Origin of the sequence: Streptomyces sp. SolWspMP-5a-2 (assembly GCF_900091845.1) — a bacterium.
GTDB classification, from domain to species: Bacteria; Actinomycetota; Actinomycetes; order Streptomycetales; family Streptomycetaceae; genus Streptomyces; species Streptomyces doudnae.
In genome coordinates this window covers 23,214-36,144 of sequence record NZ_FMCI01000392.1, presented here as the reverse complement: position 1 = coordinate 36,144, position 12,931 = coordinate 23,214, and the positions used below count along the sequence as shown (strand labels likewise).

The following is a 12,931-nucleotide window of genomic DNA, read 5'->3' as shown; positions in this document are numbered from 1 at the left end:
ACCGGCAACTTCGAAGTTGCGCGTCACCCATGGCGGCACGCACTCGCCGACCGAGACCGATGCCGCGCATCCACAGGGGACGGCGGGCACTTGTCACTCGCCTGCGTCGTCCGCTCCGGTCGTTCTCCGCACCTGTGCGGCGAGACAGACGGCGGTCTTCTCTCCGGCGCGCTGCTTGATCAGACCTTCCTTGGCGGCTGCACGAAGCCGGACTTGCGAGTTGTCTCCATCGACCTTCAGCACGCGTGCGGTCACCACCACGGGATTCAGGCCACCTGCACCGCCCCCGACGACGACGCGGACGGTTTCGCCCTCGCCGAGGCGAACTGGCGGAGCCTCGACCACGTGGCCGGTCTTCCCGAGCACATCGGAGACGCGCTTCACCGCCTCGTCGAAAGGCAAGGGGGCAAGCAGATCGACCTCGTGGACGTTCTTCCTCATCAGCCTGGCCACCACCCGGACCAAGTGACCACTGGCCCCACCCGTCGCGGCGAGCGCGGCAAGCTCCTCAGCCAGGATCCGGTCTTCGCTCTGCTCCACGGACTCCATCCTCACCGACAGACCGCTCCCACCGGGAACCGCTCGCTGTCTGCCCGGCGAGCGACTGGTCAGAAGATCTCACGATCTGCCGGACACGACACAACCCGCGCCGCAATCGGTGGCCCTGCCCGATGTGGCAGAGGCCGAGCCATCGTGTCGTGTGCGTCTTCGGTCTCGGACAGCGGGCCGCTACGAGGCGACGGTGCCGATGCCCCTGTACGGGTGCGGGCCGCCGGTCAGGCCGTCCGTCGTTCCTGCCCGCCCACAGCGCTCGCGCCCTATGCGGGCATGACGTGATTCGACTGTGGGGAACGTGGCGCGGTGTTGTCGCCGGTGGGGAAGGCCATGACTGCGGCTTGGCCGTTGATCAGGCGTTCCGTTTCCAGGGTGAACCAGCCGTCTGTTCCGGCGTGGACGCGCCCTCCTTCGATGTCGAACCAGCCTTGGGCCGGGTCGTTCGTGGTTTTCAGCACCCAGCCCGGAGACGCCCAACCGGCAACAGTGACGTGGCCGTCGAACCAGACCGCGGAGGTGATCGTCGGCCGAGGCGTGATGAGGTTCGACTCCGGGGAAGGCGGCGCGGTGTTGTCGCCGGTGGGGAAGGCCATGACTGCGGCTTGGCCGTTGATCAGGCGTCCCGTTTCCAGGGTGAACCAGCCGTCTGTTCCGGCGTGGACGCGCCCTCCTTCGATGTCGAACCAGCCCTGGGTCGTGTCGTTCGTGGTCTTGAGCACCCAGCCCGGGGGCGCCCAACCGGCGACGGTCACGCGGCCGTTGGACCAGACCGCGGAGACGAGCGTCACCGTACTGCCCCAGGCGGGGCTGGTGTTGGGGGGATAGGCAGAGCTGGAGGTGCCGTTCACCCAGCCGTTCACGTCCTGCCCGTCCCATGCCAGCAGCGCCTCGGCGTTCCGGACGCACATGCCGAAGTCGAGGCTCCCGATGAGACTGCTGACGGTGATCTGCTGATTGAGCTGCTGGTATCCCTTGCCGGTCCTGTACTCCATCCGCACCGTGGTCCGGAGCAGCCCGAGGCGCAGATCCCCGTCCACCACGGTCAGGACCCCCAACTGCATGTTGGTGTCCTTCTCCTGGAGCCCCTCGTTCTGGACCGTCAACTGGCCGATCTTCTTGATGGAGTTGATGATGTCGGCGAGTGTGTCCGGCGCCACCAGCCCCCCGACCAACTGGGTCACCGTCGAGACGGCCGGGAGCAGCGAGAGGGACGAGATGGATGTGTCGCGGCTCTGGCTGGTGATGTCGGTGAGGAAGGGCATCGTCTGGAACTGGTCCTCGAAGGCGACCCACTGACAGCGATCGAACGACGTGGACGACGGATCGAAGCCGGCCGAGTCCTCCGTCTTGCGCAGGACGGTGGCGGCCACGGACTCCCACGAGCCGAAATCCGACAGAGGCCCCAGGCCGGGCAGCCCGCCGCCGTCTCCGCCGTAGGAGTTGCCGACCCCGGTCTCCTGGTTGCTTTCGTCCAGCTCGCGGCCGTGCGGACCCGGCCGCTCGACCTCCGCCGACACTTCCCGCGAAGGTGCCTGTCCGGCCTCCGTCCACCGGGCAATTGCCAGCGCTTCCCGCGCTGACCGTTCCTGATCGGAGGTGCTCACGGGCGCCCTCCGGAACTCCGGACGCGGTCGCCGTACCGCTCGCGCGACTCGCAGATCAACCGCTCGATGTCCTCCACCGTCCTTACCTGAACGATGGCTTCGAATCCGAGGTTGACCTGGAAGCCCAACTCGACCGCACCCAGCAGCCTGAGGAGCCTCATGGAGTCAACTCCTGGCAGCTCTCTCACCACCGTGGTGTTCTCGACCTGCTCGCGACACCCCGCGCCGTTGAGGTCCAGCTTCTCGCGGATCACGGAGTACAGCTGCTCTCGCTCCTGGGGAGTCAGATGGGTGCTGCTCATGCCTGCTCCTCATCGGGGGTGTACGGATGGACGGTGTGCGGCTCGCCCGGAGCGCGCTCCACCGCGGAGGGTTCCCTCCAGATACTGCTGGCGTGTCGTGCTCCGCTTCACCTTGCCGCTGGAGGTCTTGGGCAGTTCCCCCGGTGGCAGCAGGAGGACATCCGCCACGGACAGGGACAGCTTCGTCTGGATGTGGCCGCGGACCTGCCGTGCCACCGTGGCGGCGTCCCCCCTGCGGAGTTCGGCGACGATCACCACCTCCTCGGTGGCCCGGCCCGGCCGGGTGAAGGCCACGACGTTGCCCTTGCGGAGACCGTCCACCTCTGCCGCGGCCCACTCCACCGTCTGGGGGTCGTGATTGCGCCCGTTGACGATCAGCAGGTCCTTCTTGCGGCTGGTCACATAGAGGATGTCTGCCGCGAGGTAGCCGCAATCACCCGTGCGCAGGCCGTCAGGTGTGAAGCTCCGCCGGGTCGCCTCCGCGTCACCGTGGTAGCCCGCGGCCACGCTCGGCCCCTGGAAGACCACCTCGCCGATGTGCCGCTCAGGAAGCGGATTCCCGTCGTCGTCCACGATGAGGATGCGGTGACCCGCGATGGAGCGACCGCAGGGCACGAACTCCACCTGTGCCTCGGGAAGTTCCGCCTTCGAGGCGGGCCGCGCCAGGCCGCTCGCGTGGTACGGCTCTTTCTGGACGGCATCCAGGGCGAGCGGAACTCCGATCTCGCCGAACGAGATCGCGAGTGTCGCCTCCGCCATTCCGTAACACGGCACCATCGTTCCCGGCCGCAGCCCGGCCGCCGCGAAGTGCGCCGCGAAGGAGCGCAGTGTCTGCGGGTGGTTGGGCTCGGCGCCGCAGCCCACGACCCTCAGACAGGACAGGTCCAGCCGCCGCAGCTCCCTCGCCGGGGTGTCCTTGACGGCCAACGCCAGACCGAAGTTGGGCGCGAAGGTCACGGTCGCGCGCTCGCGGCTCACCGTTTCCAGCCAGACCCTCGGTGAGAGGGCGAAGCGCAGCGTCGGGAGGAAGCTCACCGGGCAGCGTGCGACCAGCGGCGCCAGCACGAAACCGATCAGCCCCATGTCGTGGTACAGGGGCAACCAGCTCACGCCCCGGTCTCGGCCGCGTTCGAGACGAAGGGCGCTGATGACGGCCGCGCAGTTGGCGAGCACGCCGGCGTGCGTGACGCGCACTCCCTTGGGAGCCCCCGTGCTCCCGGAGGTGAACTGCAAGAACATCACATCGTCCGGGAGGATCGCCTCCGGCTGGGGCGTGCCTTCCCCCAGAGGCTCGGCGAAGAACTCTTCCAGGACGACGGCCCGTGAGCCCTCGACCGCCCGGAGGAGCGGGGCCAGCAGATCCGCCAGGCTCCGGGGCATCAGGAGCGCGTGGGCTCCCGCCGCGCGGAGGATGGCGGCGGCGTCCTCGCGGTACGCCTCGATCCTGCCGAGGTCCATGGGCGGGTACAGAGGGACCGGGATGACGCCCACCGAGACCGCGCCCAGAAAAGTGAGGACGAACTCCTGCTGCTCGGGGACGACGAGCGCGATGCGCTGTCCCTTGCGCAGGCCGCTCCGCAGCAGCAGGCGCCCCCGGCGCATGGCCTCCCGAGACAGCTCCGACCAGCTCAGGAAGTGCTCCCGCCCGTCCTCCTGGATGAAGGTGCAGCCACCTTCCGGGTGACCGAGGTTCTCGGCGAGGACGTGGACGAAGGTCGAGGCCGACGCCGTGTCGGGCGGCAGCACTTCTTTCGCGAACATCGAACCTGCCTGGGGTGAACGGCTCCCAGGGCGCCGGCTCCGTGTGGACAGGCTGTCCGCCCGGGGGCACACCGGGATTCCGGTAGCTGACGGGAAGGCCTTGACCGGCTCAGTTGTCCCAGGCGGGGCTCTGGTTGGGCTGCTGCGAGGCGCTGGCCGTGTCGTTCGCCCAGTCGTCCACGTCCTTGCCGTCCCAACCGAGCAGCTTGTCGGCGGAGCGCTTGCACTTGTCGAAGTCGAGCACCCCGTAGCCCCGGTAGACCTGGAGGGTCTGGGTCAACTGCTCGTACCCCTTGCCCTTCTTGTGCTCCATCGACACCGTGGTCCGGACGACTCCGAGGTAGAGCCTGCTGGCATGGACCGACAGGCACCCGATCTGCTGGTTGCTGTTCTTCTCGGTCTGCCGCTCGGTCGAGAGCGCCAACTGGCCCACCTTCTTGATGGATTCCACGACGCCCAGGTAGTTCTCCGGCGACATGAAGCTCTTGAGCAGGTCGTCCACCGCGTCGACGGCACTCTTGAGGGAGAGCGAGGATATGTTCGCCTCGCGGTAGTCGTACACGTACTGCAGGCACAGCGGAATCGTGGCGAACTTCGTGAGGAAGTCGTTCCAGGCTTTGAGGTCGAAGGTCGTGCCGCCCGGGTCGAAGCCACTGACGCTCGCGGCCTTGTGCACGATGGTGGCGGCGACGGACTCCCACGAGCCGAAGCTCGACAGAGGTCCCAGATCGGGCAGCCTGCTGCCGTCTCCCACCGCGTTGTTGCCCACCCCCTGGTCGTTGCTCGATGAGTCGAACTGCGAGAGGAGGGCCCTGGTGGCGGTGTCCGGCTCGGGGGAGGGCGACTCCCACAGCGCGATCTCCGCGGCCTCGCGGCGGAACTGGGACTGACTGATCTCGGTCATGACTGCTCCTCGTCTGCGGGTGAGGTGCTGCACGGTGAGAGGCGACGACGTCTGAAGAGGGAGCTCAGCTGTTCCCGTCAGGGCTGGCTTTGAGCAACACGGCGCAGCCGTCTCAGCCGCGAAGCCGCGTCGAGGAGGGGAGCAGGAGCACGGTGGAGCCTAACCGCCGTACTCCACCGGCCGCGCACATCTTTTCCGGACAAGGCAGGTAAGACGGAAATGGTGCCCTTGTGTCGTTACAGCGGACACCGAACCGGACCTCGATCCTCCGGCGGGACCGGCACCGGCCCTTGACGCGGGCCGCATGTGCCACAGGGCTGTACAGCGGCACGGCCCGCGCGCGTCACGCCCAGCCGGGTGAACTCCCGCGTCCGCTGCACGGAATCCGCCAAGCGCGACCCGGCGGCGACACGGAGAACCCTGCCCCATGGCCAGAACCTGGCGCGCCCCTCCCGGGAACGGGGCGCGGGGTATCTCACGGGAGCAGTCATGGCGCACTGGCACGCGGCGCACATCAGGTCGCGCGCCGGCGCGCGGCTGACAGGTGCCTCCCGCGCGTACCTCCCGCCCGTACCCGGGGGCCGACACAGAGGGTTCGGGATGGTCGTCTCGTGCCCGCGGTGCCTTCCCCGTGCTGGGCACCCCGGTCGGCCATGGCGCGCAGTTCGGCGGTCACCTTCGCGAGCTCCGCTCGCTGCCGCCGGAGGGATCATCCAGGCTGTGCTGTCGACACCGAACGGCGTGCCCTGGAGGCGTTCGTCGGCGCAGCAGTCGAAGGCGGCGCCGTTCCGGAACGCGGGCGTGTCGAGGATTGTGGAGGCCGTTTCGGGAGATACGACGCCAATGGACAACGAGCCAGCCGCAAATCTCCCCAGCACAGCCCCCGCCGCAGCACCGCGAGAGAAGGCGCGGCCGGTGCGGATCAAGCACCGTGCCGCGCCCGCCCTGGACCGGATGAGGGTGGTCATGCTGCCGGTCTCGATCCTGCTGGTGGCCGTCGCCCTCGCGCTGCCCCCGGTGGTCTGACCGTACGGACATTGCGGTGGCGTCGGACGACGGCGGACCCGAGCCCGCGATCGCCGCGGTCACCGGCGTCACCCCCTGTGGGCATCACCCCTTCTCCGTGTTCGTCCGGGTCGCCGCGGACGCCTGTGCGGCGACGCGCTGGTTCTTCTCCGGGCGGCGGGCCTTCTCACCAGGCCCCGTACCGACGTCGTCCCCTCCGCGGACGCCCGCTCATCCGCTCGCGGCGGAACGGACATCGTGGGCGGCGCCCCGGCCCGGGAAACGCGCGGGGGTCCCTGCCCGACGCGGCTCCTGCACCCGCTGTCGCAGCGGCACCGTCGGGAGCACGACGGAGTCGGCGGTCGGGGGAGCCGCGGGAGGCTCCAACCGCTGCTGCGCCGACCACGCCGCGACGTGGGCCCGGGAGCGCAGCCCGAGCGTCGTCCTGATGTGCCGGATGTGCGTCTCGACGGTGCGCACCGACACATGCATACGGGCCGCGATCTGGCGATTGGTGAGGCCCTCCACGATCAGCGCCGCCACGTCCTGCTCGCGTCTGCTCAGCGGATGGACGGGCTGACTCGCCTTCGGGCCGCTCACGTCGTCGCCGAGCGCGAGAGCGAGCGCCTGCTGGTGCGACAGGGCGTAGCCGGCTTCCAGCCACGCCGTGGCGCGGGCCGCCGGAAGGGCCTGGTACGCGCTGTCGCGTGCCTCGCGCACCCGCTGCCGCCACCATCGGTCGCCCTGCCGGATCCCCCGGCGGCCGATCCGCATCCGCTCCGCGGCGCCCAGCAGCCGCAGACCCCGGTCGAACTGCCCGGCGCGGGCCGCGACCACCGCCGTGCCCTCGATCGCCTGCACGGTGTCGTCCCGGTGGAACGCGGACGTGCGCAGCGTCTCGGTGAAGTACGCCTCCGCGGCGGGCAGGTCGTTCTTCTCCAGGGCCAGGGAACCCGCCGTCACCAGCACGGGGTGCAGCCAACGGGGCGCGGCGCGGCGCAGGACGGGGAGGGCCCGGCCGATCTCCTGCTCCGCCTCGCCCAGTTCGCCGCCGCGCACCTGGTGTCCGGCGATCATGCCCCGGCACAGTGCCGTCAGCCAGTCCTGGTGCAGTCTGACACCGATGTCAAGAGCTTCGCTCACGTCGGTGCGGGCGCCCTTCGGCTCGTCCCGTGCCTGCCGGATCATGCCCCGGATCAGGAGCAGTCGGCCCAGCAGCGGGGAGCGGCCGTGGCCGCGCTCCAGTTCCACCGCCTCGTCCGCGCGCCGGGCCGCCATCTCACCGTGCGCGTCCCGTCGGGCCAGGGAGGCGGCGGCCGCCAGGGCGACGCTCCGGTACACGGAGGTGGGGGCGGTGCTCTTCAGGGCGCGCGCCACGAGATCGGCGGCGCGGGGCTGCACGGTCACCTCGCCGGTCTCCACCGCGGCCAGCGCCCCGGCCAGCAGCAGTTGCCGCTCGTCGGCGCCGGTGGCCAGCCGCTGCATGGCGTGGCGCAGGTTGACGCGTTCCTCCTCCCAACTGGCCAGCGTCCCGGCCGACACCACCGACTCGGCGTGCAGCGGCAGACACAGTGTCGTCAGACACGCCACCAGCCGCTCGTAGGCGCCGGTGTCCTCGTGTGCGGCGAGGAGTTGCTCGTGGCCGAAGCGGCGCATGGACTCCAGAATCCGGAACCGGGCCGGGCTGCCCGTGCCGACCGGCTCGATGAGGGACTTCGCCTCCAGGCTGATGAGGATCTCGGGCATCGCGGCGGCGACGTCGGGGTCGTCGGCGGCGATCGTGGCCGCCGCGTCAGGACCGAAGCCGCCCGGCAGCACCGAGAGCCTGCGCAGCACGCCCTGCTCCATGGGGGTGAGCAGGTCGTAGCCCCATTTCAGGGACGCGTGCAGACTCTGGTGCCGAGCGTCGGCCAGCCGCCAGCCGTTCCTGAGCAGGGCGAGCTGGTCGTCGAGCCTGCCGCGCACCTCGGCCGGCGGGAAGACCCTGATCAGCCGGGCGGCCATCTCTATGGACAGGGGGAGTCCGTCGAGCCGAGTGCAGATCTCGCTCAGGTGGGGGGCGTTGGTCCGGGTGAGCTGGAAGTCGCGGGCCAGGGCCCGCGCCCGGTCGATGAAGAGCGTGACGGCTTCGGAGCGGTGGCACGCGGCGAGGACGTTCTCCGCGTCCGGGTCGGGCACGGGCAGCCCGGCCACGGAGAAGACCGACTCGCCCGGCAGCCGCAGGGACTCGCGGCTGGTGGCCAGGACCCGCAGACCCGGCCGCTGGGGAAGCAGCGTGGTGAGTAAGGAGCCGCAGGCCTCCAGGACGTGTTCGCAGTCGTCGAGGACGAGCAGTTGGTCCCGGCCCGCGGCCTCCGCCTCGCCGGTCGCCTCGTCCAGGGCGGACAGCACCTGTCGGCGGATCGCGTCACTCTCGCCGAGGGGGCTGAGCCTGACCACCACGACGTCGTAGCGTCTGCTGCGGGACTGCTGGCTGGCGAACTCCAGGGCCAGCCGTGTCTTGCCCACGCCGGCCGGCCCGGTCAGGGTCAGCAGCCGCACCTTGGGGAGCAGTTGGGCCAGTTCGACCAGTTCTTCGGTCCGGCCCACGAAACTGCTCAACTGGGTGAGCGGCTCGCAGCCGAACGAGGTGTCCATGCTTCCGGACCGTTGGCGCAGCCGGTAGGAGCGCTGCCGACACGCGTTGGAACAGTACCGGGCGCGGGGCGTCGCCGTGCCGGACCGCTTGGAGCCGGGCATCGGTTCGCCACAGGTTTCGCACATCGTGGGGGGGAGTTGTGATTCAGGGTGACTGAGTTGCCGCTGGTGCTGTAGTGGCATGCAGGCTCTCCTACCCTGCGGGGCGACCGGTTTAGCGGACAACGGGCGACCACTTGCTGCTGCAACGGTCCTTAGACGGTGCGCCTGCGCTGTCAAGGAATTTCTCGGTCTCGTTGACGGGGGCGGGTCCGGCACCGGTGCCGACGGCCGCCGTCGCGGTGTGAGCAGGGTGGGTTTCCGGTCTGAGGGGGGCGTCAAGGACCAGCCACGTCCGGTCAGGTGTCTGATTCCCGGGGGTCGCGATCGTCAGCCGATCCCGCAATTCTTTGCGATTCCTTGGTGCTTCGTTGGCGAGCCCGCAGCACGGTCAGACAGGCGTGGGCGGCCATCGCCAACGTCATGTGGCGGTGCCAGCCGGGATAGCGGCGCACCTGGTAGTCGTCGAGGCCGCACTCCTGACGGGCGGTCCTGAAGCACTCCTCCAGCGCGGCCCGGCTGTCGACCACGCGGATCAGCTCGTCCAGGCCGGTGCGGGCCGGGCAGTAGACGACGTAGTAGGAGACGTCGTCCGGGCAGCCCGCCGAGCGCCGGGCCAGGGCCCAGTGCGTCCGGTCGGCGCGGTGCCGGGGACGTATCTCGACCCGGGCCCAGTCGGCCGTCCGGCCGCCGTGCGCGTCGCCGTACGGGCGGCGTTCCCACTGGTCGCGCGGCAGTTCGTCGAAGAGGTCACGGACGGGATGGTCGACGGCCCAGCGGGTGACGAGGGTCTCGTGCCGGGTGGTGGCCATGACGTGGAAGACGTCGGCCTCCTCCAGCTCCAGCCGCCAGCTCGCGCTGAACCCGTAGGCGGGGCCCGCGGTCACCCACAGGAACGGGACGCCGTCCGTGATCGCGCGCCGGACCATCTCCCTCGCCAGGGCCAGCTTGGTCTGGAAGGGGGTGTCGTCGCCGATGCCCGCCCGGCGGCAGCGCTGCCGGTCGTCCGTCCAGGCGGTCGGCAGGTACAGCCGACGGTCGATCAGGGTGCGTCCCCGCCGGCAGACGTAGGCCAGGAAGACGCCGACCTGGCAGTTCTCCGTCCGGCCCGCGGCGCTGGAGTACTGACGCTGCACACCGGCCGACCGCGCGCCCTTCTTGAGGAAGTCGGTGTCGTCCACGACGAGCACGGCGTCCCGGTCACCGAGGTGGTCCACGACGTACCCCCGCACGTCGTCGAGGACTCCGTCGGCGTCCCACTCGATCCGGTTCAGCAGCCGGTGGATGCGGTCGGGCGCGGCGTGGCCCGCCTGTTCGGCCAGCGTCCAGCCGTTCTTGCGTCCCAGCGGGGCGAGCAGCCCCCGCAGGTAGGCCAGCGCCGTCTCACGGGGCTCGCTGCGGGTGAAGCGATGCGAGAACCGGCCATGGAGCTGCTCCAACTCCCTTGACCAACAGAGGATTTGCGCTCGGTCACCACTCATATGCGGGTCAACGATGAACCGGGCCGCGCGCCTTGGCAAGTACCGTTGCAGCACCGAACCAGGGTCGGCCGGTCTCCGGTCCCGGGCATGGCGTGAGTTCGCGTGATGCCGGCGTCACGGGGGCGGGTGCCGCGGCCTCTTCGTCGTCCGGCGCGCACTTGTGGAGCGGACGCGCACGCGCGACCGGAACGGACGGCGGTGCGCCGTCACGGTCAGGTGCCCGGACGGCGCGGTCGGGTGCCCGGACGGCGCGGTCGGCGGCCCCTCGCCGTCCTCGCGGTCCGCGCTGTCATCGGCTGCGCGCGTCCACGCGCGCCGCGGGGCCGACGGCGCCTGGCGCCGGACCCGGCGCGCGCAGCGACGCCAGGAGCCGGAGCCGCTCCGCGTCGGCGCTGCCCGGCTCGGCGGTGTACACCAGGACGACCGCCCCGGGCCTGCCGGGCACCGGATAGGTGTCCCAGTCCAGAGCGATGTCGCCGACCTCCGGCACCCGGAAGGTCTTGGCGCCGCTGACCGACGAGGCGACGTCGTGCCGGGCCCACAGTCGTCTGAACTCGGCGCTGCGCAGGGTCAGTTCACCGATCAGCGCGTCGGCGCGCGGGTGTGTGGGGTCGGCGGCGACGGCGGAGCGCATCATGCTGATGTAGTCCATGGCCTGCCGCTCCCAGCCGGGACAGCTCCGCTCGCCCGTCAGCGTGTCGTCGAACATCAGCAGCAGCATGTTCAGCCGGTCGGGCGGGAGGCCGGCGGGGCTGCCGAGCAGCGCCTCCGCCAGCGGGTTCCACGCGAGGAGGTCGAGGTGCCGCCCGAGGACGACCGCCGGCGTGTCCAGCGCCCCCAGCAGCCGCAGCGTTCCCCGCGGCACCTCCTGCGGGCCGTGGTCCGCCCTGACGGGCACGGGGCGGCGGGCGGCGCGAGCGAGGGCGAACAGGTGCCGGCGCTCCTCGTCGTCGAGACCGAGCGCGTCGGCGAGCGCGTCCAGCACGGGGTCGGAGGGCCGCACCTCCCGGCCCTGCTCCATCCGCTGGTAGTAGTCGGTGCTCAGCCCGGCCAGCAGCGCCAGCTCCTCGCGCCGCAGACCGGTGACCCTGCGGCGCCCGCCCGGCTCCAGACCGACGTCCTGCGGACGCAGCCTGCCGCGCCGGGCCCGCAGGAAATCCCCCAGCTCACGGGCGTACGGATGTGTCATCCCGCCAGTGTGTCAGCGGGGCCGGCGCCCAGGGTAGGTCCCGCAGACCCAGGCAACCGGGAACGACCGAACCGGCCCGGCGGAGCCCTACCGTCGTCGGCGCACCACCACCGACCCCCAGGAGCAGCGCATGACCGGATGGACCGCCGACCAGATCCCCGACCAGCACGGCAGGACCGCGGTCGTGACCGGCGCCAACTCGGGCCTCGGCCTGGTCACCGCGACGGAACTGGCCCGGCGCGGCGCCCGCGTCGTGCTGGCCGTGCGCGACACGGCCGCCGGCGCGGAGGCCGCCCGCCGGATCGGCGGCGCCGTCGAGGTGCGCGAACTGGACCTGGCCGACCTCGCGTCGGTCCGCTCGTTCGCCGCGCGGCTCACCGCCGACCGTCCGGTGATCGACCTGCTGGTCAACAACGCCGGTGTCGTGCTGCTCGGTCCCCGCCGCACCTCCGCCGACGGCTTCGAGCTGCACCTCGGGACCAACATGCTCGGCCACTTCGCCCTGACGGGCATGCTGCTCGGCGCGCTCGCCACGGCGCCCGCTCCCCGGGTGGTGAGCCTCAGCTCGATCACCCACCGGAACGCCCATCTCGACTTCGACGACCTGATGTACGAGCGCTCCTACCGGGCCGCCTCCGCCTACGGCCGCTCCAAGCTCGCCACCACGGTCTTCGGCGTCGAGCTCGACCGCCGCCTGCGCGCCGCGGGGTCGCCGGTCGTCAGCACGCTCGCGCACCCCGGACTCACCCGCACCAACCTGACCCCGCGAGCCTGGGAGCACAGGCGGCGCACGGGACGGCTGATCGCACGCCTCGGCCTGCTCGTCACCCAGCCCGTCGAACGCGGCACGCTTCCGCAGTTGCGGGCCGCGACCGAGCCCGGACTGCGCGGCGGAGAGTTCTTCGGCCCGGCCGGGCCGGGGGAGACGCGGGGCCGGGTCACCGGGGCCCGGTTCGGCCGGGAGGCCGCCGACCCCGCGGTGGGCAGGCGGCTGTGGACCGCGGCCGAGGAACTGACCGGCGTCCGCTACCTGTGATGCCCCGCCGCTGACGGGTCCGCGGTCGGGTGGTCCGGTGCGTGGTCCGCCGTTCGGTCCCTCTGATGCCCCGCCGCTGACGGGTCCGCGGTCGGGCGGTCCGGTGCGTGTCCCGCCGTCCGGTTCCTCTGCTCCCGCCCCGCCGACAGGTCCGCGGCCGCTCGGTCCTGTGCCGTGTACCGCCGTCCGCCCGCCGCCGGCGCCCCCGTGGTGGCGGGCGCCGGGAGCCGCGCCGGACTCGTAACGGTGGCAAGCACGGAGGCCGCTCCCGGCCGGGCCTGCCAGGCTCGGGGGCGTACCGCGGCTGTGCGTGTGGGTGCGGGCAGGCGCTCCGTTGACGGGCCGCGCCGGACCCGTC

Annotated in this window: 9 protein-coding genes; 1 reads left to right on the top strand and 8 read right to left on the bottom strand. The window is 71.3% G+C overall.

The genetic code is table 11. The annotated features are described in order from the left end of the window. Positions 1-93 precede the first annotated feature (93 nt). The 8 genes from GA0115242_RS38670 to GA0115242_RS38635 all read right to left on the bottom strand — a co-directional run bounded on the left by GA0115242_RS38670 (position 94) and on the right by GA0115242_RS38635 (position 11,537). On the bottom strand, positions 94-549 hold the full coding sequence (locus GA0115242_RS38670) for a hypothetical protein (RefSeq protein ID WP_202556608.1): 456 nt from the start codon (positions 547-549) through the stop codon (positions 94-96). Between the two features lie 269 nt (positions 550-818). Further along, positions 819-2,159 carry a hypothetical protein gene (locus GA0115242_RS41155; protein ID WP_176730003.1) on the bottom strand — a complete coding sequence of 447 codons (1,341 nt, stop codon included), beginning with the start codon at positions 2,157-2,159 and terminating at the stop codon, positions 819-821. Next, a complete protein-coding gene (locus tag GA0115242_RS38660) occupies positions 2,156-2,461 on the bottom strand; it encodes an acyl carrier protein (RefSeq protein WP_093836329.1) in 306 nt (101 codons plus the stop codon). Before GA0115242_RS38660 ends, GA0115242_RS41155 begins: the two co-directional genes overlap by 4 nt. A 9-nt stretch (positions 2,462-2,470) precedes the next feature. After that, positions 2,471-4,222, bottom strand: a complete 1,752-nt coding sequence (locus GA0115242_RS38655) for a fatty acyl-AMP ligase (RefSeq protein ID WP_093836328.1) — start codon at positions 4,220-4,222, stop codon at positions 2,471-2,473. A 109-nt stretch (positions 4,223-4,331) separates the two neighbouring features. Continuing rightward, complete coding sequence (locus GA0115242_RS38650) at positions 4,332-5,126, bottom strand: hypothetical protein (protein ID WP_093836327.1); 795 nt, start codon at positions 5,124-5,126, stop codon at positions 4,332-4,334. A 1,236-nt stretch (positions 5,127-6,362) separates the two neighbouring features. Continuing rightward, complete coding sequence (locus GA0115242_RS38645; protein ID WP_161353514.1) at positions 6,363-8,768, bottom strand: ATP-binding protein; 2,406 nt, start codon at positions 8,766-8,768, stop codon at positions 6,363-6,365. A gap of 398 nt (positions 8,769-9,166) precedes the next feature. Continuing rightward, positions 9,167-10,348, bottom strand: a complete 1,182-nt coding sequence (locus GA0115242_RS38640; protein ID WP_093836325.1) for an IS701 family transposase — start codon at positions 10,346-10,348, stop codon at positions 9,167-9,169. Positions 10,349-10,637: 289 nt separating this feature from the next. After that, positions 10,638-11,537, bottom strand: a complete 900-nt coding sequence (locus tag GA0115242_RS38635; RefSeq protein WP_093836324.1) for a helix-turn-helix transcriptional regulator — start codon at positions 11,535-11,537, stop codon at positions 10,638-10,640. A 130-nt stretch (positions 11,538-11,667) separates the two neighbouring features. On the opposite strand from GA0115242_RS38635, the gene GA0115242_RS38630 reads away from it, so the two are divergent. After that, on the top strand, positions 11,668-12,573 hold the full coding sequence (locus tag GA0115242_RS38630; RefSeq protein ID WP_093836323.1) for an oxidoreductase: 906 nt from the start codon (positions 11,668-11,670) through the stop codon (positions 12,571-12,573). Positions 12,574-12,931 lie beyond the last annotated feature (358 nt).

What these genes read in the sequence shown, in the direction of transcription:
- GA0115242_RS38670 (WP_202556608.1), bottom strand. Translation starts at nt 549, where the DNA reads ATGGAGTCCGTGGAGCAGAGCGAAGACCGGATCCTGGCTGAGGAGCTT.
- GA0115242_RS38660 (WP_093836329.1), bottom strand. Translation starts at nt 2,461, where the DNA reads ATGAGCAGCACCCATCTGACTCCCCAGGAGCGAGAGCAGCTGTACTCC.
- GA0115242_RS38655 (WP_093836328.1), bottom strand. Translation starts at nt 4,222, where the DNA reads ATGTTCGCGAAAGAAGTGCTGCCGCCCGACACGGCGTCGGCCTCGACC.
- GA0115242_RS38650 (WP_093836327.1), bottom strand. Translation starts at nt 5,126, where the DNA reads ATGACCGAGATCAGTCAGTCCCAGTTCCGCCGCGAGGCCGCGGAGATC.
- GA0115242_RS38645 (WP_161353514.1), bottom strand. Translation starts at nt 8,768, where the DNA reads ATGGACACCTCGTTCGGCTGCGAGCCGCTCACCCAGTTGAGCAGTTTC.
- GA0115242_RS38640 (WP_093836325.1), bottom strand. Translation starts at nt 10,348, where the DNA reads ATGAGTGGTGACCGAGCGCAAATCCTCTGTTGGTCAAGGGAGTTGGAG.
- GA0115242_RS38635 (WP_093836324.1), bottom strand. Translation starts at nt 11,537, where the DNA reads ATGACACATCCGTACGCCCGTGAGCTGGGGGATTTCCTGCGGGCCCGG.
- GA0115242_RS38630 (WP_093836323.1), top strand. Translation starts at nt 11,668, where the DNA reads ATGACCGGATGGACCGCCGACCAGATCCCCGACCAGCACGGCAGGACC.